Source organism: Streptomyces sp. NPDC046465, from assembly GCF_040646035.1.
Taxonomy (GTDB): domain Bacteria; phylum Actinomycetota; class Actinomycetes; order Streptomycetales; family Streptomycetaceae; genus Streptomyces.
This window is the reverse complement of the sequence record NZ_JBEYZK010000012.1, coordinates 193833-217297: the sequence shown is the minus strand read 5'-3', so window position 1 is coordinate 217297 and position 23465 is coordinate 193833. Positions and strand designations below refer to the sequence as shown.

At 70.5% G+C, this 23465-nt stretch carries 23 protein-coding genes and 1 pseudogene; 6 read left to right on the top strand and 18 right to left on the bottom strand.

What is annotated here, in order from left to right; translation table 11 throughout:
• Window positions 1-11: 11 nt before the first annotated feature.
• Both ABZ953_RS20555 and dacB read right to left on the bottom strand, forming a co-directional pair.
• A complete protein-coding gene (locus ABZ953_RS20555; protein ID WP_361725662.1) occupies window positions 12-1139 on the bottom strand; it encodes a zinc-dependent metalloprotease in 1128 nt (375 codons plus the stop codon).
• A gap of 148 nt (window positions 1140-1287) precedes the next feature.
• The gene (gene dacB, locus ABZ953_RS20550) at window positions 1288-2841 is read right to left on the bottom strand and encodes a D-alanyl-D-alanine carboxypeptidase/D-alanyl-D-alanine-endopeptidase (protein ID WP_361725659.1); all 1554 of its coding nucleotides are present in this window, start codon (window positions 2839-2841) and stop codon (window positions 1288-1290) included.
• 124 nt (window positions 2842-2965) lie between these two features.
• Here dacB and ABZ953_RS20545 point away from each other — a divergent pair, with 124 nt between their 5' ends.
• Together ABZ953_RS20545 and ABZ953_RS20540 are read left to right on the top strand one after the other, a co-directional pair.
• Window positions 2966-3457 carry an inorganic diphosphatase gene (locus tag ABZ953_RS20545; protein ID WP_055568469.1) on the top strand — a complete coding sequence of 164 codons (492 nt, stop codon included), beginning with the start codon at window positions 2966-2968 and terminating at the stop codon, window positions 3455-3457.
• A gap of 119 nt (window positions 3458-3576) precedes the next feature.
• Window positions 3577-5250: a threonine/serine exporter family protein gene (locus ABZ953_RS20540; protein WP_361725656.1), complete on the top strand. Its 1674-nt coding sequence runs from the start codon at window positions 3577-3579 to the stop codon at window positions 5248-5250.
• A 136-nt stretch (window positions 5251-5386) separates the two neighbouring features.
• Here the strand turns inward: ABZ953_RS20540 and ABZ953_RS20535 are convergent.
• The 9 genes and pseudogenes from ABZ953_RS20535 to ABZ953_RS20495 form a co-directional block, all read right to left on the bottom strand.
• Window positions 5387-6010 (bottom strand): annotated as a pseudogene (locus ABZ953_RS20535) (VTT domain-containing protein); the annotation flags it as partial.
• A gap of 259 nt (window positions 6011-6269) precedes the next feature.
• Window positions 6270-7028: a MerR family transcriptional regulator gene (locus ABZ953_RS20530; RefSeq protein WP_361725653.1), complete on the bottom strand. Its 759-nt coding sequence runs from the start codon at window positions 7026-7028 to the stop codon at window positions 6270-6272.
• A gap of 78 nt (window positions 7029-7106) precedes the next feature.
• Window positions 7107-7919, bottom strand: coding sequence for an ABC transporter permease (locus ABZ953_RS20525; protein WP_361725913.1), 813 nt, complete (start codon window positions 7917-7919; stop codon window positions 7107-7109).
• Between the two features lie 23 nt (window positions 7920-7942).
• Window positions 7943-8905, bottom strand: a complete 963-nt coding sequence (locus ABZ953_RS20520) for an ATP-binding cassette domain-containing protein (protein ID WP_361725650.1) — start codon at window positions 8903-8905, stop codon at window positions 7943-7945.
• Between the two features lie 114 nt (window positions 8906-9019).
• Complete coding sequence (locus tag ABZ953_RS20515; protein WP_361725648.1) at window positions 9020-9661, bottom strand: PadR family transcriptional regulator; 642 nt, start codon at window positions 9659-9661, stop codon at window positions 9020-9022.
• 126 nt (window positions 9662-9787) lie between these two features.
• Window positions 9788-10336: a DinB family protein gene (locus ABZ953_RS20510; protein ID WP_361725645.1), complete on the bottom strand. Its 549-nt coding sequence runs from the start codon at window positions 10334-10336 to the stop codon at window positions 9788-9790.
• 150 nt (window positions 10337-10486) lie between these two features.
• Window positions 10487-11221, bottom strand: coding sequence for a trypsin-like serine protease (locus tag ABZ953_RS20505; protein ID WP_361725642.1), 735 nt, complete (start codon window positions 11219-11221; stop codon window positions 10487-10489).
• 167 nt (window positions 11222-11388) lie between these two features.
• The gene (locus ABZ953_RS20500; RefSeq protein WP_361725639.1) at window positions 11389-12846 is read right to left on the bottom strand and encodes an aldehyde dehydrogenase family protein; all 1458 of its coding nucleotides are present in this window, start codon (window positions 12844-12846) and stop codon (window positions 11389-11391) included.
• A 100-nt stretch (window positions 12847-12946) separates the two neighbouring features.
• The gene (locus tag ABZ953_RS20495) at window positions 12947-13810 is read right to left on the bottom strand and encodes a helix-turn-helix transcriptional regulator (protein ID WP_361725636.1); all 864 of its coding nucleotides are present in this window, start codon (window positions 13808-13810) and stop codon (window positions 12947-12949) included.
• Window positions 13811-14113: 303 nt separating this feature from the next.
• On the opposite strand from ABZ953_RS20495, the gene ABZ953_RS20490 reads away from it, so the two are divergent.
• Window positions 14114-14602, top strand: coding sequence for an ATP-binding protein (locus tag ABZ953_RS20490; RefSeq protein ID WP_361725633.1), 489 nt, complete (start codon window positions 14114-14116; stop codon window positions 14600-14602).
• A gap of 251 nt (window positions 14603-14853) precedes the next feature.
• Here the strand turns inward: ABZ953_RS20490 and ABZ953_RS20485 are convergent, their stop codons facing one another.
• The 4 genes from ABZ953_RS20485 to rpmG all read right to left on the bottom strand — a co-directional run bounded on the left by ABZ953_RS20485 (window position 14854) and on the right by rpmG (window position 17271).
• Window positions 14854-15093, bottom strand: coding sequence for a DUF397 domain-containing protein (locus ABZ953_RS20485; RefSeq protein WP_361725630.1), 240 nt, complete (start codon window positions 15091-15093; stop codon window positions 14854-14856).
• Window positions 15094-15491: 398 nt separating this feature from the next.
• Window positions 15492-16685 carry a GTP-binding protein gene (locus ABZ953_RS20480; protein ID WP_361725910.1) on the bottom strand — a complete coding sequence of 398 codons (1194 nt, stop codon included), beginning with the start codon at window positions 16683-16685 and terminating at the stop codon, window positions 15492-15494.
• 137 nt (window positions 16686-16822) lie between these two features.
• Entirely contained in the window at window positions 16823-17101 is a 279-nt protein-coding gene (locus tag ABZ953_RS20475) for a type B 50S ribosomal protein L31 (RefSeq protein ID WP_361725627.1), read from the bottom strand.
• Window positions 17102-17106: 5 nt separating this feature from the next.
• On the bottom strand, window positions 17107-17271 hold the full coding sequence (rpmG, locus tag ABZ953_RS20470) for a 50S ribosomal protein L33 (RefSeq protein ID WP_361725624.1): 165 nt from the start codon (window positions 17269-17271) through the stop codon (window positions 17107-17109).
• Window positions 17272-17342: 71 nt separating this feature from the next.
• Here rpmG and rpmB point away from each other — a divergent pair, with 71 nt between their 5' ends.
• The 3 genes from rpmB (at window position 17343) to ABZ953_RS20455 (ending at window position 18613) form a co-directional block, all read left to right on the top strand.
• Window positions 17343-17579, top strand: coding sequence for a 50S ribosomal protein L28 (gene rpmB, locus ABZ953_RS20465; protein ID WP_361725622.1), 237 nt, complete (start codon window positions 17343-17345; stop codon window positions 17577-17579).
• Between the two features lie 99 nt (window positions 17580-17678).
• Window positions 17679-17984 carry a 30S ribosomal protein S14 gene (gene rpsN / locus ABZ953_RS20460; RefSeq protein WP_361725619.1) on the top strand — a complete coding sequence of 102 codons (306 nt, stop codon included), beginning with the start codon at window positions 17679-17681 and terminating at the stop codon, window positions 17982-17984.
• An 83-nt stretch (window positions 17985-18067) separates the two neighbouring features.
• On the top strand, window positions 18068-18613 hold the full coding sequence (locus ABZ953_RS20455; RefSeq protein WP_361725616.1) for a hypothetical protein: 546 nt from the start codon (window positions 18068-18070) through the stop codon (window positions 18611-18613).
• Window positions 18614-18621: 8 nt separating this feature from the next.
• Here the strand turns inward: ABZ953_RS20455 and ABZ953_RS20450 are convergent, their stop codons facing one another.
• The 3 genes from ABZ953_RS20450 to ABZ953_RS20440 all read right to left on the bottom strand — a co-directional run bounded on the left by ABZ953_RS20450 (window position 18622) and on the right by ABZ953_RS20440 (window position 23319).
• Entirely contained in the window at window positions 18622-21036 is a 2415-nt protein-coding gene (locus ABZ953_RS20450; RefSeq protein ID WP_361725613.1) for an FUSC family protein, read from the bottom strand.
• A 138-nt stretch (window positions 21037-21174) separates the two neighbouring features.
• Window positions 21175-22386 carry a DUF2786 domain-containing protein gene (locus ABZ953_RS20445; protein WP_361725610.1) on the bottom strand — a complete coding sequence of 404 codons (1212 nt, stop codon included), beginning with the start codon at window positions 22384-22386 and terminating at the stop codon, window positions 21175-21177.
• A gap of 90 nt (window positions 22387-22476) precedes the next feature.
• Complete coding sequence (locus ABZ953_RS20440; RefSeq protein WP_361725607.1) at window positions 22477-23319, bottom strand: nitrilase-related carbon-nitrogen hydrolase; 843 nt, start codon at window positions 23317-23319, stop codon at window positions 22477-22479.
• Window positions 23320-23465: the final 146 nt, after the last annotated feature.

Here is a 23465-nt window from a genome sequence, read left to right as displayed (position 1 = left end):
CGTCCGGTATCTCACTCTCCCTTACGGTGCACCCGCGCGACCCAGTCCGCCGGTTTGGCGATCTCCGCCTTGGTGGGGAGCGTGTTCGGCGACGTCCATACGCGGTTGAAGCCGTCCATGCCGACCTCGTCGACGACCGCGCGCACGAAGCGCTCGCCGTCCCGGTACTGGCGCAATTTCGCGTCGAGGCCGAGGAGCTTGCGCAGGGCCTGGTCCAGGCGGCTCGCGCCGCGCGCCCGCCGCTCCTTGAACTTCTCGCGGATCTCGCCCACAGACGGCACGACCGCCGGGCCCACGCCGTCCATCACGAAGTCCGCGTGGCCCTCCAGGAGGGACATCACGGCGGTCAGGCGGGCGAGGATCTCGCGCTGGGCGGGGGTCTGCACCAGCTCCACGAGCGAGCGGCCGCCCTCGGTGGACTCGTCGCCCTCCGCCTCGCTCCGGCCGCCCGCGAGCGACTGGGCCGCCTCCCTGATGCGCTCCAGGAACGTCATCGGGTCGACCTCGGTCTCCCCGAGGAACGACTGGATCTCCCCTTGGAGGTGGTCGCGCAGCCAGGGGACGGCGGTGAACTGGGTGCGGTGCGTCTCCTCGTGCAGGCAGACCCAGAGCCGGAAGTCGTGGGGGTCAACGTCCAGCTCGCGCTCCACATGCACGATGTTCGGCGCGACGAGGAGGAGCCTGCCGCCGCCGTTCGCACTCGCGGGGAGGTCGCGGGTGGCCGGGGCGAAGGTCTCGTACTGCCCGAGGACGCGCGAGGCGAGGAAGGACAGGAGCATGCCCAGCTCCACACCCGTCACCTTGCCGCCGACCGCGCCGAGGACGGCGCCCCCGGCACCGCCGCGGCGGTCCTGCATCTTGTCGAGGAGTGGCTTGAGGAGCTCACGGAAGCCCGCGACGTTGGCCCGGATCCAGCCGGCCCGGTCGACCACGAGGACCGGGGTGTCGTGCGTCTCTTCCGTACCCATCCTCGTGAAGGAACGGACGTGTTCCTCCGAGGCCTTGGCGTGCCGGCGCAACTCGGCGACGACGGCTCGCGCTTCGTCCCGGCTCACTTCTGGACCCGGCCTCACAAGGCGGGTCGCGGTCGCCACCGCGAGGTTCCAGTCGACCATCTCCGCACCACCGATGCTCGTCATGCGTCAACGGTACGTGGTCGCTCCCTCTCGTGGAGGGGCTTGCACCCCTGACATTGCCCGGGAGCCGGGCCCCTAGGGGTGGGGTCGGCTCCCGTCCGGCCGACGGTCGCGTGTGGTTGCTCGCGCAGTTCCCCGCGCCCCTGAAGGGTCAGCGGCAGCCGCAGTTCGCGACCGTTGAGGCCATGTGGTCCAGGGCCGCCTGGGCCCCGGTGGGGTCCGTCGTTCCCGTGGTCATGAAAGCGAAGACCAGGAGGCGGCCGTCCGCGTCCACCACCGTGCCCGCGAGGCTGTTCACCCCCGTCAGCGTGCCGGTCTTGGCGCGTACGACGCCCGTGCCCGGCGAGTCCTTGGGGTAGCGGTCGACGAGCGTGCCGGTGAAGCCCGCCACGGGCAGGCCCGTCACCACGGAGCGCAGTTCGGGGCGGGCCGGGTCGGCGGCACGGTTCAGGAGGGCCGCGAGGAGTTCGGCGGAGATCCGGTCGGCCCGGTCCAGGCCGCTGCCGTCGGCGAACATCGTGCCGGAGAGCGGGAGGTCGAGCTTCTCCAGCTGGGCGCGGACCACCCGCCCCGCACCCTCGAAGCTCGCCGGTTCCTTCGCGGCGACGGCCGCCTGGCGGGCCAGCGCCTCGGCGATGTCGTTGTCGGAGTGCGTCAGCATCCGCTCGACGAGGGCCGACAGGGGCGGCGACTCGACCTTGGCGAGGGCTTCGGCGCCGTCGCCCGCCTTGGCGGGACCCGGGTCCGACTTGGTCTTGATGCCCTCGTCCTTGAGGAAGCCCGCGAACTTCTTCGCCGCGCCGCCCGCCGGGTCCTCCGCGCGCGGGGCGGGCCCGCTGGAGGAGTCGTCGAGCCGTCCCTCGTCGGCCATCAGGGCGCTGACCGGCGTGATGTTCTCGTTGGGCCCTATGGGGTGCTGCCCGGGTCCGGAGTACAGCGACGTGTCGTACGAGAGCTTCACCTCGTCGATGTCGCGGGTCTTCAGGGTGCGGGCCGTGTCCTTCGCGAGGGTGCGCAGGCTCGCCGCGGTGTCGGTGTACCGGCCGTCCTTGCGCGCGGTGAGCGTGGGGTCGCCGCCACCGACCAGGACGACTCCCCGTGCGTCGGAGGAGTCCCCGGAGGAGTCGCCGGAGGAGTGGCCGGAGGAGTCGCCGGAGGAGTCGCCGGACGCGGGCTCGAGCAGCGTCTTCGTCATGATGCGGTGGTCCGGGCCCGCCGCGGACAGCGCCGCGACCGCCGTGGCGATCTTGACCGTCGAGGCGGGCGTGAGGCCGTCGCCCGCGCCCTTGCCGTAGACCCGCTTGCCGGAGGCCACATCCAGTACGACGGCCGACCGCTCGGGTCCGAGCGCCGGATCCTTGAGGAGGGGATCGAGCACGTCCGCCATCGCGGAGCCCGTCGGCGCGGGCGCGGCCCCCGCGGGCGCGCCGAGCCCGGCGAGCACGGTAGGGGCGCTCGGAGCGGATTCGGGCGCACCCTCGGGACCCCGACCCGCGTGATCTGCGCCACCCCAGGCCTCCTGGGAAGCGGCCCGGTCCCGCTCCGCCGTACGCTGACCCGAGGAGTCCCAAGGGCCGGCCGCGGCCACCGCCCCGGCCGCGATGACCAGGCCGAAGGCGGCGGCACCAGCCGTGAGCTGCCAAGTCCTGAGTTTCCCGGAGAACCCGGTGAGCTGGGTGGCGGAGGGCTTTGCCAGCTGTCTCAAAAGCTGTCGAGGCCGCTGCCAAGGCTTGAGCTCCGGCACGACGACCAGCCCCTTTCGCGATCACACATCTGCGTGAGGGACACTTAATCACCCGAAGTATGTGCTGATCATGGAGGAGCCACCCGTGGAGTTCGACGTCACCATCGAGATTCCGAAGGGTTCGCGGAACAAGTACGAGGTGGACCACGAGACCGGCCGGATCCGTCTGGACCGTCGCCTCTTCACGTCGACCAGCTACCCCGCGGACTACGGATTCGTCGAGAACACCCTCGGTGAGGACGGTGACCCGCTGGACGCCCTGGTCATCCTGGACGAGCCGACCTTCCCCGGCTGCCTCATCAAGTGCCGCGCGATCGGCATGTTCCGGATGACCGACGAGGCGGGCGGCGACGACAAGCTGCTCTGCGTCCCGGCATCGGACCCGCGCGTGGAGCACCTGCGCGACATCCACCACGTCTCCGAGTTCGACCGCCTGGAGATCCAGCACTTCTTCGAGGTCTACAAGGACCTGGAGCCCGGCAAGTCCGTCGAGGGCGCCGACTGGGTCGGCCGTACGGATGCAGAGGCCGAGATCGAGCGTTCCTACAAGCGCTTCAAGGACGAGGGCGGCCACTGAGCCACCCCGCCCCGAACGGGCCGCGTGACCCCCGGGGGTCACGCGGCCCGTTCGTGTATCTGTGCCCATACTGGCCATACGGAGGGTGCGCACGAGTCATATGAGAAGTGAGGGCAGCAGTGGCCGAGCAGGAGACCGAGGAGCGAAAGCCTCAGTCGGACGAGGCCCGCAGTGCCTTCGTGCAGCCCACCGGTGTGGCGGCGCAGGCCCCCGCAGTTGAGGACGAGTCCCAGACCACGTCCGAATTCGCCCTCCCCACCGGTCTCGCGACACCGGCCTCGACGACCCAGGAGACCGAGAAGTCGGCGTTCACCACGCCGCACACCTACAGCGCGAGCAACGCCCCGCAGGCCTTCACGCCCGCGCAGGGCATCCCTCTGGTCCGGCTCACCAAGGAAGTGCCCTGGCAGGACCAGATGCGCACGATGCTGCGCATGCCGGTCACCGAGCGGCCCGCTCCGGAGGCGGCGCAGAAGCAGGAGGACGAGACCGGTCCCGCCGTGCCGCGCGTGCTCGACCTGACGCTGCGTATCGGTGAGCTGCTGCTCGCGGGCGGCGAGGGCGCCGAGGACGTGGAGGCGGCGATGTTCGCCGTCTGCCGCAGTTACGGTCTGGACCGCTGCGAGCCGAACGTGACGTTCACGCTCCTGTCGATCTCGCACCAGCCCTCCCTGGTGGACGATCCCGTCACGGCCTCCAGGACCGTGCGCCGCCGGGGCACCGACTACACCCGCCTTGCGGCCGTCTTCCACCTGGTGGACGACATCAGCGACCCGGATCTCGACGTCTCCCTGGAGGAGGCCTACCGGCGCCTCGCGGGCATCCGGCGTAACCGGCACCCCTACCCCGGCTGGGCCCTCACGGCCGCCAGCGGGCTGCTCGCGGGCTCCGCGTCCGTGCTGGTGGGCGGTGGCGCGCTGGTGTTCCTCGTGGCCGCGGTGGGCGCGATGCTCGGCGACCGGCTCGCGTGGCTGTGCGCGGGGCGCGGGCTGCCGGAGTTCTACCAGTTCGTGGGCGCCGCGATGCCGCCGGCCGGGATGGGCGTGGCCCTCAGCTTCGTCCACACCGAGGCGTCGATGGCGTCGGCGGTCATCACGGGTGGGCTCTTCGCGCTGATCCCGGGGCGGGCCCTGGTGGCGGGCGTGCAGGACGGCCTGACCGGCTACTACATCACTGCGGCCGCCCGTCTCCTGGAGGTCATGTACCTCATCGTGGGCATCGTCTGCGGCGTGCTGCTCGTGCTGTCGCTCGGCGTGATGCTCGACGCGACGAATCTGACTCCGGAGACGAAGTTCGGCGTGACCTCGTCGCGGCCGGTCATCCAGATCCTGGCGTCGATGGCGCTGAGTCTGGCCTTCGCGATCCTGCTTCAGCAGGAACGTAACACCGTGCTGATCGTGACCCTCAACGGCGGCATCGCCTGGATCATGTTCGGCGCCCTGGCGCAGACCCCGCTGGCGCTCTCGCCCGTCGCCGCGACGGCTGTCGCGGCCGGTCTGGTGGGCCTGTTCGGGCAGCTCTTCTCGCGCTACCGGTTCGCGTCCTCACTGCCGTACGTGACAGCCGCGATCGGTCCACTGCTGCCCGGTAGCGCGACGTACTTCGGGCTGCTCGCCCTGGCGCAGAACGACCTGAACACCGGCATCAACTCGCTCACCAAGGCCGTCGCGACGGCCCTGGCCATCGCGATCGGCGTGAACCTCGGCAGCGAGGTCTCCCGGCTGATCCTGAAGGTGCCGGGGGCCGCGTCCGCGGCGAATCGCCGTGCGGCTAAGCGGACCAGGGGTTTCTGACCTGTGGTCGGGTGGTTCGGGGGCTTCGCCCCCGGACCCCCAGTCCTCAAACGCCGGACGGGCTGATTCAGCGCTTCGCGTGGCGGCCTCGCGACGCCGGAGGGGTGCCCTGTGGGGCGCCCTCGGCCGCTGCCGCCTTCTTGGACTTGCTGCGGGCCCGCAGGAACTCGATGGCGATCGGCACCACCGAGACGAGCACGATCAGGATCAGGATCGCCTCGATGTTCTTGTGGACGAACTCGATGTTGCCCAGCCAGGAGCCGAGCAGCGTGACGCCCGCGCCCCACAGGACGCCGCCGATGACGTTGAACGTGATGAACGAGCGGTACCGCATCCCGGAGACGCCCGCGATGATCGGCGTGAACGTGCGCACGATCGGCACGAAGCGGGCGAGGACCAGGGACTTGGGCCCGTACTTCTCGAAGAAGTCGTGGGCCTTGACCACGTTCTCCTGCTTGAAGAGCTTGGAGTCCGGGCGGTTGAAGAGCGACGGGCCGACCTTCTTGCCGAAGAGATAGCCCGCCTGGTCGCCCAGGATCGCGGCCACGCAGATCAGCAGGACCGCGAGCCAGAGCGGGAAGTCCAGCTTGTGCGTGGTGATCAGCAGGCCCGTGGTGAAGAGCAGCGAGTCGCCCGGCAGGAAGAAGCCGATGAGCAGCCCCGACTCCGCGAAAACGATCAGAAGCAGGCCCCAGATGCCGAACTGGTTCAGCAGATGATCCGGATCCAGCCAGCTTGGTCCGAGCGCAAGCGTCGTCACGGTTCCGGGCTCCTGAGGGTGAGGGGGCGGTGCGGCGGCGGGGTGCAGCCGCCCAAAGTTATCAACGCGGGGCGGCCCGGCCGGGTTCCACTGTCCATCTCAGGGTGCACTGTGCGACAAATGGTACGAACCTGTGTGCTGTCCTGTGTGCTGTCCTGTGTTGTAAGGGGCGCCCGCCATGGTCGGGCACCCCTTACAGCCTTGTTCACAGCGTGACAGGCTTGCTCACAGCGTTTCAGGCTTGCTCACGGCTTGCGCGTCACGCGTTCCGCGCCGCGTTCGCCAGGATCGCATCCCGCAGGTAGACCGCGAGACCGGGCCGGACGGCCTCGTAGAAGGCCGTGAAGCGCTCGTCCGTCACGTACATCTCGCCGAGGCCGGCGTGCATCTCGTGCGAGCACTCGTAGTGGTTCGCCGAGATGAAGCGGCGGTGCTCCTCCGCGGCGTCCATGGCCTCCTCCGAGTCGGCGGGGGCGCCCTGGGCGAGGAGGTTGCCCACGCGTGCGTGCACCGCGTTGAGCTCGTCGTTGATCCGCTTCCAGTCGTCCTTGGTGTACGAGGCGGACCTGCGCTGCGACTCCCGGTAGGCCTCGGTGTCGCCCCAGCGCTGCTCGACCTCCTCCGCGTACTGGTCGGGGTCGTGGTCTCCGAAGACCTCGAACTTCTCCTCGGGCGTGAGGTTGATGCCCATCTTCTTCGCCTCCATGGCGGTCTTGACGGCGGCGGCCATCTCCTGGAGCCGGTGGATCCGCGCGGTCAGCAGCCCGTGCTGACGGCGCAGGTGTTCCCGGGGATCGGTGCCCGGGTCGTCCAGGAGGGCCGTCACCGCGTCGAGGGGGAAGCCGAGCTCCCGGTAGAACAGGATCTGCTGCAGCCGGTCGAGGTCGGCGTCGTTATAGCGCCGGTGACCCGCGCGGCTGCGCTCACCGGGCACGAGCAGGCCGATCTCGTCGTAGTGGTGCAGCGTGCGCACCGTCACCCCGGCGAATCCGGCGACCTGTCCCACGGAGTAGCTCATCGCTTCCGCCCTTCTTCTTGCGGTACGCGGATCAGCCTGCGTCCTCACGTCGCGTGAGGTGCAAGCCCGCCCGGTCGGCTACTTGCTCAGCGCCATGAACCTGCGGACCGCCAACGGCAGGAATACCCCCACAAGCACCACCGGCCACAGCACCGCCAGGAGCCCCGCGTGTTCGGCTGCCCAGGAGGTGCCCACCACACCCGCGTCGTTGCCGAAGAGGTCACGGACGGCGGTGGCCGTCGCGGAGAGCGGGTTCCACTCGACCACGGTGCCCAGCCAGTCCGGCATGTTCTCCGGCACCGTGAAGGCGTTGGAGAGGAAGCCGACCGGCCAGACCAGGATCTGCACGGCCGCCACCAGCTCCGGCTTGCCCGCGACCATCGCCAGGTAGATGCCGAGCCACAGCATCGCGAAGCGCAGCATGAGCAGCAGCCCGACGGCCGCGAGCACCGCCAGGGACGAGCCGTGCCAGCGCCAGCCGATCGCGAGCCCGACGCCCATCAGCACCATGAGCGAGACGAAGGACTGGAGCATGTCGGCGGCCGAACGGCCCACCAGCACCGCGCCGTTGGCCATCGGCATGGAGCGGAACCGGTCGATCACGCCCTTGTTCAGGTCCTGGGTGACCGCCACCATCGTCGCGTCGAGCCCGAAGACCATCGTCAGCGCGAACATGCCGGGCACCAGGAACGCGGCGTACTCCCCTTCGATGCCCTTTCCGCCGCCGATCAGATAGGTGAACATCAGCAGCAGCATCACCGGGAAGACCAGGCCGACCAGGACCTGGACCGGCTGGCGCGCCCAGTGGGCGAGCTCGCGCCGGGTCATGGTCCAGGAGTCGGTCATGGCTCGGCCCACGGTGGTACCGGTCGTACCGGTCGTACCGGTCATATCGGTTGTCACATACGTACTGCTCACACGGCCCCCTTGATACGTTCCGTGCGCTCCGTACGCCCCGTGCGTCCCGTCAGGCTCAGGAACACCTCGTCCAGCGTGGGCCTGCGCAGGGCCACGTCCTCGGCGTCGATGCCGGCGTCCCGCAGGGCCCGTACGACGCCCGTGAGGGCCTCCATGCGGTCCGTGACGGGCGCGGACACCATGCGGCGGTCCTCGTCCACCGTGGCGCCCCGCGGCAGCAGCCCGGCCGTGCGCGCCAGCTGGGCCACGTCCCGCACCACCACGTCGATCCGGTCACCGCCCAGCTTCCCCTTGAGGTCGTCCGCCGTGCCCTCCGCGACGACGCGACCCTCGTCGATCACCGACATGCGGTCGGCCAGCTGGTCCGCCTCCTCCAGGTACTGCGTGGTCAGGAGCACGGTGGTGCCGCCGCCGACCAGCGAGCGCACCGAGTCCCACACCTCCGCGCGGCCGCGCGGGTCAAGACCCGTGGTGGGCTCGTCCAGGAACAGCACCTCGGGGTCCGTGACGAGGGAGGCCGCGAGGTCCAGGCGGCGCCGCATGCCGCCGCTGTACCGCCTGACCGCCTTGTGGCCGGTATCCATGAGGCCGAACCGCTCCAGGAGCTCGTCGGCCCGCACGCGCGCGTGGCGGGCCCCCAGGTGATGGAGCCGCCCGAACATGTCCAGGTTCTGCCGACCGCTCAGCTCCTCGTCCACCGCGGCGTGCTGGCCGAGCAGGCCGATGCGCCTGCGCACCGCGTCGGGCCTGCGCCGCACGTCGCACCCCGCGACCTCCACACGCCCCTCGTCCGCCCGCAGCAGGGTGGTGAGCACCCGGACCGCCGTGGTCTTGCCCGCCCCGTTGGGCCCGAGCACGCCGTGCACCGTGCCGCGCTCCACCGCCAGGTCGAGGCCGTCGAGCGCGACCTTCTCCCCGAACCTCTTCCGTACCCCTTCAACGATGATCGCGTCCGCCATCCGTCTCCCCTCACACCGCGGCCCCTCAGACACCGCGACCCATCGGACTCAGACCTAGTCAAACTTGACTAGGTGGAGAAAGGTAACCGCCGTCGAGCGATTCGTCAAACTTGATTAGCGTTGATCTTCCGCGTGGGGCTCGCCCGTCGCGTACGGGTTCTCCTCGCCGTCGGCGAGCACCGCGACGAACCGCTCGCCCTCACCGGCGAAGGTGTAGGCGCCGCCCTCGATGCGCTCGATGAGGCCCCGCGCCCATCCCATGCCGCCGTCGGCCGTGTGCACCCAATAGTTCATGATCTCGCCGATGTGGCCGAGCTGACCGGGGCCCTCCTCGGGCGTGTAGTACTCCGTGACGGACTTGCGCCACCCCTCGATGGCGCGCACCCGCTCGTTGAGCAGCGAGACCGCCTCGTCCCGCGGCAGGTCGACGATGAAGCCCAGCGCGGACGTGAGCATGTCGGGCCGCTGGTCGTACGTGGCGAGGGCACCGCGGAGCAGCGTGAAGTACTCCTCGGTGCCCTTCTCCGTGATCTCGTACTCCGTGCGCGGCGGGCCGCCCGCGGTGGAGGGCGCGATCTCGTGCGCGTACAGGAGATCCTGCTTCGCCAGCTGTTTCAGGGCGTGGTAGATCGAGCCCGGCTTGGCGTTGGACCACTCGTGGGCGCCCCAGTACTCCAGGTCGTTGCGGACCTGGTAGCCGTGGGCGCGGCCGTGCTGGCGCACGGCCCCGAGAACGAGCAGCCGGATCGCTGACATGTACCGAGCCTTCCCTGAACGCCTAAGTCATCAACTAAGTAATCAACTAAGTCATCAACTTTGACTAGGGTACGGCCCGTTTCGCTCCCGGCGTCGTCATTCCCGGCGTCGTCATTCCCGGCGCCGTCACCCCCAGGACTCGCCCCGCTCCAGGGCGACCAGCTCGAAGGCCGTCTTGCCGTCCAAGGACTCGCGGACGATGTCGGCGTGGCCCGAGTGCCGGGCGATCTCCTCCACGAGGTGCAGCATCATCCAGCGCATCGACACCGCGCCGCCCTTCGGGAACCACGGCGCCTCGGGCAGCGGGAAGGTGTCGTCGAGGCTCGGCACCTCGCGGATGAACTCCTCGGTCTCGCGGGCGACCTCGGCCCAGAACGCCAGGGTCTCGGCGACCGTCTCGCCCTCCACGAGCCGGAAGCTGTCGCCCCAGGTCTCTTGCGTGCGGGCGCGGTCGTTCGGCTTCTGCTGGGCCATGCGGAGCCAGTTGAGCTCGGTCTCGGCGACGTGCTTCACGAGTCCGCCGAGGGTGAGCTCGCTGGCGCTGGGGCGGCTGTTCGCCTGCTCGCCGGTCAGGCCGAGCACCGAACGGCGGAGGCCGCCGCGCTGAGCCTCCACGAAGGCGATGAGGGCGCCGCGCTCGTCGCCGTGGGACTCCGCGCTGACGTGGGTGACCATGGTGTCCGCCTCTCTCCGGCCCGCTGCCGCGGGCTCCGTTCCGCCGGGCTTCCCGACACCCCAGACGCTACGGAGCCTTGCGGTCAGGTTCTGTCCGCAAGGCTCCGGGAGGTATGAACTGGCCTCAGGGCATACGGGCCGGCTTCGGTGTTATCGGCGGATGACCGAGCGGATCCACGAGAGCTGCTGGGAGACCTCTCCGGCCTCGGCGCCCTTCTCCCGGTCGGAGCCGTTGAAGACGCCGATGAGGGTTTCGGTGCCCCGCGGCCCGACGGTCATCACCGGGCCGCCGGAGTCGCCACCGGCGGGAATCCCGGACACCTTCTTCATACAGAAGTCGGGTCCGCCCGGCGCGGTGCGGCCCGCGCACCGGGGGTCGTCCGGCCGTACGACCTTCAGGTCCGACTGCTTGAGGACGGGCGACTGGCAGGAGCTCTCGTCCGTGGTGCAGGTGGCGCCCCACCCGTACTGCCGCACGGCCTGGCCGCGGTGGACGCCGACCGTGGACAGCTTGGCGATGCGGACGTTCATCGGCGCGACCTTGACGAGCATCATGTCGGAGTGCGCGCTGCCCACGCGCTTGCCGCGGAGGGGGCGGACCGTCTTGCCCTTGCGCATGTCGAGATGGCCCACCCGGAAGGAGATCCGCTTGTCGGCGACCGGCAGCGCCTGCTCGTAGAAGCAGTGCGAGGCGGTGAGGATCCACTGGCGGGCGACCGCTGTGCCGGTGCACGCCGGTTTGCCGTCCACGAGCATGCGTACCGCCCACGGGCCGTAGGTGCTCTTCGACCCGCCGATGACGGCGGAGGCCGGAGCGGACGCCATCACCGAACCCGCGACCAACGCCAGGACGGTCAGCAGCAGTACGCGAACGCGACGCACCATGCGGAACAACTCCTCTCAAGGGGTTACAGCCGTACAGGTAGTGACAGCCGTACAGGTAGTGAGAGACCCCGTTGAGCAAAAGCGTTCCGCACGAGCCCCAGGAGAACCCGGGAAAACCCAGGAGAACCCAGGAGAACGGACAGTCAGGCGATGGGGCAGTCAGGCGATCAGAACGGGAAGCGGGACCTGCCGTGCTGCACGGAGATCCACTTCTGCGTGGTGAAGGCGTCCACCGTCGAGTCGCCGTTCAACCGGCCGACGCCCGAGTGCTTCTCGCCGCCGAACGGCACGATCGGCTCGTCGTGCACCGTGCCGTCGTTGATGTGCATCATCCCGGTGTTGATGCGCTTCGCGAGCCGCACGCCGCGCTCGATGTCGCCGGTGTGCAGGGCGCCGCTCAGGCCGTAGCGGGAGTCGTTGGCGATGCGCACCGCCTCCTCCTCGCCGTCGAAGGGCAGGACGAGCGCCACGGGGCCGAAGATCTCCTGGTTGAGGACCGGGGAGTCGGCCGGCAGGTCGGTGAGGACCGAGGGGGCCACCAGGTTGCCCTCGGTGCGCCCGTGCAGCAGCGCTGTCGCACCCGCGCCGACCGTCTGCTCGACGAGCGCCGTCACGGCCTCCGCCTGGGAGGAGTTAATGAGCGGGCCGATGTGGGTGGCCGGGTCGGCCGGGTCGCCCACCGTCAGCGTCGCGACCTTGGCGACGAACTTCTCGGTGAACTCGGCCTGGACGGCACGGTCCACGAGGATGCGGTTGGCGGCCATGCAGACCTGGCCCTGGTGCACGAAACGGCTGAAGACCGCCGCGTCCACGGCGTAGTCGATGTCGGCGTCGTCCAGGACGATCAGGGCACTGTTGCCGCCCAGTTCGAGGATGGAGCGCTTGAAGTTCGCGGCGCAGACGGTGGCGACATGGCGGCCGACCGCGTCCGAGCCGGTGAAGGAGATGACGCTCGGCACCGGGTGCTCGATGAGCGCGTCACCTATCTCGGCTATGTCGGTGATGACGACGTTCAGCAGCCCGCCCGGCAGTCCGGCGTCCTCGAAGACCTTGGCCACCAGGGCGCCGCCGAGGATGGGCGCGTTCTGGTGCGGCTTGAGGACGACGCCGTTGCCCAGGGCGAGCGCAGGGGCGACCGACTTGATCGACAGCAGGAAGGGGAAGTTGAAGGGGCTGATGACACCGACCACCCCCACCGGGACGCGGTAGAGGCGGTTCTCCTTGCCGTCGTCCGGCGACGGCAGGATCCGCCCCTCGGCGCTCAGCGAGACATGCACGGCCTCGCGCAGGAACTCCTTGGTGAGGTGGATCTCGAAGGCGGCCTTGAGCCGGGTGCCGCCCAGCTCGGCGATGATCGCCTCGGTGATCTCTTCCTCGCGCTCCTCGACGATCCGCAGGGCACGCTCGAACACGCCGCGCCTGGCGTACGGATTGGTCTCGGCCCACGCCTTCTGCGCGCGCTCGGCGGCACGGTAGGCCTGGTCGATCTCGTCGGCCGTGGCGACCGTTATGGACGCCAGCTTCTCCCCGTCGTACGGATTGAAGTCGATGATGTCCCAGGACCCCGACCCGGCCTTCCACTCCCCGTCGATGTACTGATGAGCCAGGTCAGTGAAGAAGGACATGAGAGGGACACCCCTTGCCGCGGCAGCAGACGGACGCAGACGGACGCAGACGGAAAGCAGAACCTGATCTCACGTCATAGTACTGAATAGTACTGACGTGTCAGGTGAGTTGGAGCAGACCACGGAGAAGATCTCTGCTGCCGACGGCGTCGGGGCTGTCCTTCTGCAACTGCGCCACCACCCGCTCGTACTGGGCGACTTCCTCCGCCTTGTCGAGGTAGAGCGCGCCGGTGAGCTGCTCCACGTACACGACGTCGGAGAGGTCGGACTCCGGGAAGCTCAGCATGGTGAAGGCACCGCTCTCGCCCGCGTGCCCGCCGAAGCTGAACGGCATCACCTGAAGCGTGACGTTCGGGCGCTCGGAGATCTCGATGAGGTGCTGGACCTGACCCCTCATCACCTCACGGTCGCCATACGGGCGTCGGAGCGCGGCCTCGTCCAGGACGCAGTGGAAGCGGGGTGCGTGCTCGGAGATGAGGAGCTTCTGCCGCTCAAGGCGCAGCGCCACGCGCCGCTCGATCTCGCCTCTGCTCGCGCCCTTCATGCCGCGGGCGACGACCGCGTGCGCGTACGCCTCGGTCTGCAACAGGCCGTTGACGAACTGGACTTCGTACACGCGGATGAGGGATGCGGCACCCTCCAGACCGATGTACGTCTGGAACCACCCGGGCAGGACGTCGGAGTAACTGTGCCACCAGCCCGTGAGGTTGGCCTCTTTGGCGAGCGAGAGGAGTGCGCCCCGCTCGGCCTCGTCCGTGACGCCGTAGAGCGTCAGAAGGTCCTCTACGTCCCTGGACTTGAAGCTCACCCGTCCCAACTCCATGCGGCTGATCTTCGATTCGGAGGCGCGGATCGAGTATCCGGCCGCTTCACGGGTGATGCCGCGCGACTCCCTGAGCCGCCTCAGCTGTGAGCCCAGCAGGATGCGCCGTACCACCGAGCCACTCGACTCCCCTGCGGTCACTTCGCTCAATCCTCCCCATCGACTGGAAGCCAGCAGTCTGCCATTAAACGCTCCGGGCCGTACACGTCCGGTTACAGAAATGGAAAGGCTCCGAAAGCCCTCCACAAGAATCCGTAGGAAGAAATGGGCAAGAAGTGGCACGGTATCGACCAAGTCCGGCGCGTGCACGTGCATCTGCCCTTGCATCTGCTGTACGCATTCGGAACCATGGTCCGCGCGCCACCGCTGTACCGACCGCACCATCGGCGACCGACCGCGCCACCGCTCCATCGCTACGTACCGCGAAACCGGGGAGTGCCTCGCATGGGGACGAATGGATCGACCATGCTCGAGCCGTTACGGCAGGGGCTGCCTCCGATCGACCCCTCGGCCGTCTCCGACGCGGCCTCCGTCGCCCTCCCGGCCCGCTATGAAGCGGTGGGCAGCGCACGGCAGTTCACCCGCAAGACACTGGGTACGTGGGATCTTGAGGAGCGGTTCGACGACATCGCGCTGGTCGTCTCCGAACTCGTCACCAACGCGCTGCGCCACGCACTGCCCGCGGACACCCCGCGCGATCAGCAGGAGCCGCCCGTACGGCTGCACCTGATGCGCTGGGCGTCCCGTCTGGTGTGCGCGGTACGCGACCCCAGCGACGAGAGCCCGGTCGCGCGCGACACCGACGACGACTTCTCGGCGGAGTCGGGCCGGGGTCTGTTCCTCGTGGACTCCTTCAGCGACAGCTGGGGGTGGCACCCGCTCGCCGGCGCGCTGCGCGGCAAGGTGGTCTGGGCGCTGTTCCGGCTGGGGTGAGGCGCCCGGCCGGGTCAAGGCCTCCGGCTGGGTTGAGGCACCCGGCTGGGTCAAGGCCTCCGGCTGGGGTGAGGCGCCGTTCAGCCCCGCGACACGGGGCGCGGGGGGCGGCGCTCTCTACCTGGGCCGGGTCGGGCCGGGCCGAGCAGCGGTCGGCGGGCGACGGCCGGTGAACGTCGGCTGGTGAGTGACGGCCGGTGAGTGACGGCCGGTGAACGTCGGCCGGTGAACGTCGGCCGGGACCACGGGGGTTACCCGCCCGCCAAGTGGTCGAACTCCCCGTCCTTCATGCCCAGCAGCATCGCCTCGATCTCCGCTCGCGTATACACGAGCGCGGGACCGTCCGGGAACCGCGAGTTGCGCACGGCGACATCGCCGCCCGGCAACTTCGCGAACTCCACGCACGAGCCCTGCGAGTTGCTGTGCCTGCTCTTCTGCCAGACCACCCCGTGGAGCTCCGTGGCCGCCATGCCGTTAAACGCGTGGTGCACAGGTCGCTCCCCGGTGGTGCAGTGCCATTAGTGGCTCTAGATGCAGTGGTCAACTGTCCCGGATCATAGCTGTGTTCACATGCGGATGCATGGGCAGATGCACGTGCACGCGCGGTGTTCCCTTGGTTACAGGCCTGCCAGAACTTGCGCCTCGCCCCACCTGCCCTACGAACGCCGGGCCCTCCCCCCGAAGTTCCGCACCGCCCATCACACCGTCAATCGCGCCGGTTCTCCCGGATCGAACCCTTCGTGCACCAGGAAAAGACGCAGACCGACCCCTTTCTGTTCCATAGTTCAAATATCGGCTTCTCCGGAAAGGTTGGCCGGATCGGACTACGGGATGGGGCTACGGGGTCGGGCCACGGGATCGGGCCACGGGATGGGACTACGGGATCGGACTACAGGAGGGCGTCGAAGGCTGAGGGCAGGCGCTTCCAGGCGTCGCGCCCGGCGGCGTACTCCTCGTCGGTCAACAGGCAGGACTCCAGTAGCCGTTCCAGCCCGTCACGGTCCAAGCCCGGCGACGTGAACACCAGGTGGGTGCAGCAGTCGCCGTGCTCCGGATGCCAGTCGAGGGCGGCGGCCGCGCGGCGCACCGCAGGCACCAGCTCCCACGCGGCGTCCGGCAGCGAGGCCAGCCACGGCCCGGCGCTCTCGACGCAGAGCGCACCGCCCGCCGCGTCCCACCCGAGCAGCGTGTCCGGATGGTCGGCCAGCCAAAAACGCCCCCGGCTGCGCACGGCCGCGCAGGTCAGCTCCTCCAGGGCGGCGTAGAGCCGCTCCGGGTGGAACGGCCGCTTCCTGTGCCATACGAGGGTGGCGACCCCGCGCTCGTCGGCCTCGACGGGGAGCAGCGCGCAGGCGGGATGCTGAGCCGCGGCGGCCGCCTCCACGTCGAAACCGGCGAAGCCGGCGCGGGCGGCGAGGGTGGCGAGGGTGGCGAGGGTGGCGAGGGTGGCGAGGGTGGCGGCGGTCAGGCTGCCGCCTTCGCCGATGCCGGTGGTGATGACGACCCTATGGGCGGTCGGATGGAGTTGGGTGAGCAGCGCGCGGTCCTCGTCGTCGGCCTCCGCCGAGTCCATGACGGCGAGCACGGGCGCGTACTCCAGCTGGCGCGCCCAGGTGTCGGCGACAGTGCGACGGTCGGTGGGGGCGGCGGCGAGCCCCGCGTCCATCAGGTCGTCGCCGTTGCCGAGGCAGGGCAGGAGGAGGGCGGGGTCGACCGCCGTGACCACGCCGCTGAGCATCAGGCCGTCACCGGCGTGCGCGGCGACCACCTCGGCCATCGCCTTCGGCTCGACCGAGTCCCACAGCTCGACGACCGCGAGCCGGGTGAGGCCCGCGTCCGCGAGGCGGTGCAGCTCGGGCACCAGGTCCTCGCGGAGCGCGCAGCACGCGCAGTCGTCGACCAGCGGGACCTCACCGGTGGAGAGCACGCCGGTGGCGTCGCGGACCGTGCGGACGACTGTGCCCCGCACGGCGGTCGACAGGTCGTGGTGGAGGGCGACGCTGCCGGGGACACCGGCGAGGAGTTCGTCGACGGCGGCCCTGCGGGCGGCCGCGTGGAGACCGCCGACGATCACGACGTCCATGCGGGGCGGTTCGCCGTCCCGGTGGGGCGGTTCGCCGTCCCGGTGGGGCGGTTCGCCGTCCCGGTGGGGCGGTTCGCCGTCCCGGTGGGGCGGTTCGCCGTCCCGGTGGGGCGGTTCCGGGTGATCCGTGCCCGCCATCAGCGCTTGCCGAAGCGGCGCTCGAAGCGCTCGACGCGGCCCGCCGTGTCCATCACGCGAGCCGTGCCTGTGTAGAAGGGGTGGCTCGCCGACGAGATCTCGACGTCGACGACGGGGTACGTGCGGCCGTCCTCCCACTCGACCGTCCTTCCGTCGGCGGCCGAGGAGGACGCGGCGGCGGAGCCGGTGGCGAGGGTGGACCGGGTCAGGAAGGCGAAGCCTGCGGCCTTGTCGCGGAAGACCACGGGGCCGTACTGGGGGTGGATGTCCTTGCGCATGTCGGTCAGCGCTCCTCTCGGAAGTCGACGTGGTGTCCGGCCATCGGGTCGTACTTGCGCAGCGTGAGTCGGTCGGGGTCGTTACGGCGGTTCTTGCGGGTCACGTACGTGTAGCCGGTCCCCGCCGTGGAGCGGAGCTTGATGACGGGGCGGAGTTCGTTGCGGGCCATGGGGCTAGTATATGAACATGACTCCCGTTTTCAATAGGGGTCCCAGTCGACCGACCGAGAGGTGCGTCACCTTGTCCGCCCACTGCCAGCTGACCGGCGCGGTACCCCGCTTCGGCAACAACATCTCCCACTCCCACCGGCGGACGCCCCGCCGTTTCGACCCCAACGTCCAGCGCAAGCGGTACTGGCTGCCGAGCGAGGGGCGGTACGTGCGGCTGCGGCTGAGCGTGAAGGGGATCAAGACCGTCGACAGCATCGGCATCGAGGCGGCCGTCGCCAGGATCAGGGCGCGCGGCGTGCGGATCTGAGGCCTGGAGGACCAGGACGAGATGACCAGATGCCCAGATGACCAGATGCCCAGATGCCCAGATGACCAGATGACCAGATGAGGAAGTCGTGAGGAACTGATGGCCAGGAAGAGCAAGGTCGCGAAGAACGAGAAGCGGCGTACGGTCGTCGCGCGGTACGCCGAGCGGCGAGCCGAACTCAAGGAGCTGATCCGCAGGCCCGACACGGACGAGCTCGTACGGCGCGCCGCCCAGCGGGAGTTGGTGCGGCAACCCCGCGACGCCAGTGCGACGCGAGTGCGTAACCGGGACAGCGTCGACGGGCGCCCACGCGGATACGTAGGGAAGTTCGGGTTGTCGAGAGTGAAGCTGCGTGAGCAAGCGCACGCCGGGCACCTCCCCGGCGTGCGCAAGTCCTCCTGGTAGCTTGGCGCGCGATCCGGTCGGGCGACCACGTCGGCAGCAGCAGTTTCGTGCTGTCAATGCCGGTTTCATTAGGGGGACTTCAAGTGCGTACGTACGTCCGTAGTGTCCGCATGGGTGCCGCGGTGGCCGGTCTGGCCGCCGCGCTCGTCCTGACCGGTTGCAGCAGTGACGGGGATGGAGACGGGGACTCGGGGTCGGGCGGCGGCAAGAAGGACCGTGGTTCGGCCGCCGGTTCGAGCTCCTCCGGCGGGTCCGGGTCCGGGTCCGACGACGAGGGCTCGACCGGTGGGTCGAGTGGGTCCGGTGGCAAGGGCGGGAGCAGCCTGGAAGGTACCTGGGTCACCACGGCCGACGGGAAACCCCTCGCCCTCGCCGTCAGCGGCAAGACGGCGACACTGCTCGGCGAGGACGTGCTGTGCAGCGGCACCGCGGGCGAGAAGATGGGCACGCAGATGATCAACCTGACGTGTCCGAAGGGGGATTCGGACCGCACTGAGGGGCGGATCGAGTCCGTCGACGGCAAGTCGCTGAAGGTCGCCTGGGAGGGGGCCGGTACGGACGAGTTCCTGAAGACGGAGGGCACGAAGCTGCCCGAGGGGCTGCCGACGGCGGGAATGCCGCAGTCCTGACGGGGGCGTCACGCTCTCCCTCCCTCCTCCCTCTTCTCCTCCCTCCTCTTCTCCTCCCTCTTCTCCTCCCCTTTCTCCTTCGTCTTCTCCTCCCCTTTCTCCTTCGTCTTCTCCTTCTCCGGGGCCGGCGCCGACTGCTGTTGCTGCCGCTTCGTGGCTGAGCCGTCCACCAGCATCGGCGGGGGTGCGGTGTCCAAGGCGTCGGACAGTTTGTCGAGGGCCTCCAGGAGCAGGCCCGCCCCCCTGCGGACCACCCGGTCGGGAACGCCCTCGCCGTCCCACTCCGCCAGTGCCGCGCGGACCGCGTCCCACTTGGGCACGCGGCGTTCGCGTACCGCCTTCGCGCCCTGCTCCGTCGCCTTGCGCAGTGCTTCGGCGAAGCGGGCCGCGGCGGGCACGGGGGTGTCGCCGCGGTCCGGCAGGTGTGCCTCCATCAGCATCGCGACGCGGCCCAGTTGGGCGAGCGCCTCCTCCGCGTCGGCGGCGGCCGCGCGGGACAGGCCGCGGTGGCGCACCGGCTCGTCCTTGGCCCGGTTGTCCGCGTCCTGCCATGCGACCCGGGCGTCACGGGCGGCGAGCAGGGCCTCCCGTACATCGGGGCAGGCCTTCCCCGCCGGGTGTGCGTAGCGGTCGACGACCGCGGCGGCGTAGCGGGCGTCCGCGATCAGCCAGTCGGCTAGGCGGGTGCGCAGGCGCGGGGTCTCCCAGGCGGGGTACACCGCGTACGCGATCATCGCGAGGACGCCGCCGAGCAGGGTCAGGACCACCCGCTCCGGAACCGTCTGCGTCCACTGCTGACCGCCCATCCCGAGCAGGAACACGACGTACGCGGCCACGCAGGCCTGCGCCGCGACCTGGCCGGTGCGCATCAGCAGGTACATCATCCCCGCGCAGAGCACGGCGAGCGCGGCGGAGAGCCCCGTGCCGGGGTGGGCCAACTGGACCAGGCCCGTGGCCAGCGCGACGCCGACGAGCGTGCCGCCGAAGCGGGCCACGGCACGGGAGTACGTCTGCGAAAAGTCCGGCCGCATCACCATGACCGAGGCCATGGGGGCCCAGTAACCGTGCCCGAACGGGATCCAGGTGCCGAGCAGATACCCCGTGGCGGCCACGGCGGTGACCCGGATCGCGTGCCGGGTGACCGGCGAATCGTGCCGGAAGTCGGCACGGATGGCCCGCAGGGCGGTGGGGAGCAGCGCGAAGAGGGTGGGGCGGAGGAGGGGGGCGGGGGGAGCGGGGGGAGCAGGGGGAGGAGCGGGGGTGGGTGGCTGGGGGCTCGGTGGGGTGTCCGGGTCGGCGTGCGGTGAAGTTTCCGGCCCGGGGGGCGGGGAGGCAGCAGACGTCGGTTCCGGTGGGATGTCAGGGGCGCGGTCAGGGGGCGCGGGGAGTGTGCCGAGGGTGGGGGTCGGGGTCGCGGTGTCGTGGGTGGGGGTGTTCTGCGTGTTGCCCGCTGTTTCCAGTACGTCCTTCAGGAGCGCCCGCAGGCGGACCGCCGCCCGGTACGCCGGGCCCGTCAGGATCGCCCCCGTGTCCGGGGTCCTGAGCGCGGCCAGCGCCGCCGGAGGGATCTCGACCGGATCGCCGTGGCGGATCGCCCGGGCCGCGGCGTCCAGGACCGAGCCCGCCGCGGCCAGCAGCTCGCGCACCCTGTCCCGCTCCTTGCCCTCCGGCGGCACGCCGACCGCCGGGTCCGCCAGGGAGGCGAGGACCGGGCGGATGCGTTCGGCGATGCCTCGCGCGCCGTGCAGTTCCGCGGGGCGGGTGCGGGCCTGGCGCGGGGTGATCGTCGCCGCGTCGCGCGCCGCCATCAGGGGCTCGGGGTCGAAGGGGGCCACCGGATCGTGGCGGAGCCTGCGGGCGTAGTCCGCCTCGGCCGCCAGCGCGTCGGCCAACGCGTCCCTGTGGGCGCCCCATCTGCGTACCGGAAAGAGGATCACCAGCGCCGCCTGCACGCAACCGCCGACGATCATCATCGCCGCGTGGCCCGCCGCCGCGGCGGCCGACGTGGGGATCGTGACCGTCACGAGCATGATCGCGACGTTGGACGACGCGATGATGCCGACCGTCGGGCCCGCCGCCCAGCTCAGGCCCGCCAGGAAGGTCCAGAGGCAGAGGAGGGCGAGGAAAAGGAGCAGGTGGGAGCCGGTGAGGTAGCCGAGGAAGGTGGAGACGGCGAGGCTCGTGCCGGAGGCCAGGGCGAGCTCCGGGCGGGGGCGCCAGCTGCGCTGGAACGTGGCGATGGCCGCCTGGAACGCACCGAAGGCGGAGCTTGCGGCCACCGCGGGGCCGAAGAGGCTGAGGCTGACGCCGATGATGATCGCGAGGCCGGCGGCGCCGCGCAGGGCGACCAGGGGTTCCAAACGTTTGCGCTCGACGGTCAGACCCGAGCGAGCTGTCTCTTTCAGCGCGCGGAGCCAGGTCACTCTGTGATGATACGGGGCATATCGGACGGGGCGAGGTGGGGTGGGCCGGGCGCAGTGGGGTGGGCGGGGCGAGGTGGGTGATGCGTAGGACTTGGGGGTCGGGTTGTCGGGGTCAGGGACCAGGCCTCGGGGCAGGGGTCAGGGCAGGGCCGGGCCCCGCCTCCCATGCCCGACCTCGGCGCGGTCCGCGGCCGCCGTGCCGTGCGCCCAGCCCTCGCCGTCTGTCACGCCCCGCACCCGGGTCGTGGTCGTCTCGGGGAACATCCGCTCGGCGTGGTCGGTGACGGCGACGTCGCGGGCGGCCAGCACGGGAAGCAGGTCCGCCGCGTCCCGCGCCGCCCGCGCCGCTTCCTGCGTCGCTTCCGTCACCGCGTGCTCACCCGCCTCGGCCAGGCGCCCGCCGATCCGGTGCGCGTACGCCATCAGGAACGCCTGCCGGAACGTCTTCGTACGCTTGCGGCCCGCAGCGCGCTGCCCCGCCTCCGCCTTGGCCATCGCCGCCGTGCCCTGCACGAGCAGGGAGGTGTGGAGGAGTTCGACCGACTCCAGGTCGGATTCGAAACCGACGACGGTCGAGAAGCCGTACGCCTCGTTCCACACCGCCCGGCAGTGGTTCGCCGCGGCGACGGCGTCGAGGAGGATCGCCTTCGCCGTCTCGTACGGGGCGTCCACGCCGATGCGGCACGCCCCGGGCGTGTCCTTCGCGTGCGTGCGGGCGGCGAGCAGCGCCTCGTCGAGAGAGTGGCGGGCCATCAGCTCCTGGGCCTTGGCGGTCAGCGCCTCGGCCTCCTCCGGATAGCCGGTCGCCTCGGCCTTGGCGAGGAGTGCGCGGATACGGGTGAGCGTGCGGGGCTCGCCCTCGGCCGGGCCGGGGACGGTCCCACCCGGGGGCGGTCCCGCCGGTTCGAGCGGAGGGAGGCGGAGGAGCAGGCGGTAGAGCTGGAGGTACGTGGTGGCACGGCCGAAGCGGTTCCGGTTCCGGTTCCGGTTCCGGTCCAGGTCGCCGTGGCGGTCCGCGTCTGTGGCGGGCACGGCGGGCTCGGCGGGCTTGGCGGCCTTGAGCTGGGCTGCCCAGCGGGGCGGCAGGTGGGCGTAGCGGCCGGTCTCGGCGTGGATCAGGGACGCGGTCAGGCGGACGTGCGGCTCCTCCAGGTCGCGGCGGACCAGGCGGATCACGTCGGCGGGCTGCCAGCCGTTCCGCCAGGCGCGGCTCAGGTACTCCTCGCCGCGTCGGCGCAGTTCGGCGTCCGCCTCGGGGGTCGCGGCCAGGAGCGACGCGCCGGTGTCGAGACCGTCGTCGCCGTCGCTGTAGAGCGCCGCCGCGAACGCTTTGTCGATCACCGAATCCATGAGGTCAAGGGTATGCGGGTGCGGCACGGGTCGGTTGCCGCCCACTTGTCCACAGGCTGTGGATATCGAACTTCTGCGCGAGGTCGTTCCTCAGCTGTCGCCGCCCTCGTCGATGAGCCGCCGCACCTCGCGGTCGACCAGGCCGAGCCGCGCCTCGGCGACCAGCGGCACGGCGCGGCGGTGTCTGCGGGCCTCGTGCACGTCGATGTCGACCGTCACCAGGCCCGGCTCCCACTTCGGCGCCTGCGCGACGACCGTTCCGCGCGGGTCGACGACGCGGGAACCGCCCCAGAACGAGGCGCCGTTCTCGTTCCCGACCCGGTTCACGAAAACGACCCAGCACTGCAGCATCCGGGCGGTGTACGAGAGCAGCGTGTCCCAGTACAGGCCGGTGTCCATGGCCTCGGGATCCAGGCTCGCGGCGCTGTTCGTCGGTACGAGGATGACCTCGGCGCCGTCCTGCACGGCGAGCCAGGGCAGCACCGGCTGCCACGCGTCGTTGCAGATGAGGGTGGCCGCGCGGCCGAGCCCGCCCGGCAGGTCGTACGCGCGAAGGTGCTGGCCGGGGCTGACGTGCTTGCGCTCCTCCCACGCCAGGTAATTGGGCAGGTACAGCTTCCGGTGGACGTGCAGCAGCCGCCCCTGTGAGAAGTACGCCGCCGTGTTGTACGCGCGCAGGCTCGTGTGCTCGTGGAAGCCGATCAGGACGTCGGGACCACCGGGCTCCGTCAGCGCGAGCAGCCCCGGGTCGTCGGTGGTGATCGACGAGTCCTTCTCCAGGCCACCCAGGTGGTAGCCGTGCAGGCTCAGCTCCGGAAAGACGACGAGGTCGGCGCCCTGGGTGGCCGCGAGGGTGACCTGTTCCCGTGCGGTTTCCAGGTTCTGTCCGACCTCGCCCAGGGCGCAGTCGGTCTGTGCCAGTGCCACGCGCATGGGGCGAGCCTTGCAGTGGGGGTGGGGTGGTGCACGTTGGGGGCGCCCGACTGTGTGTGCGGGGTGTCGCTCCCTGCCGGGGGCGCGGGGAGCGCGGGGGCGCGGGGGGGTAGGACCGCCGCTTCGCGACGGAGGGGGTGGGTGGG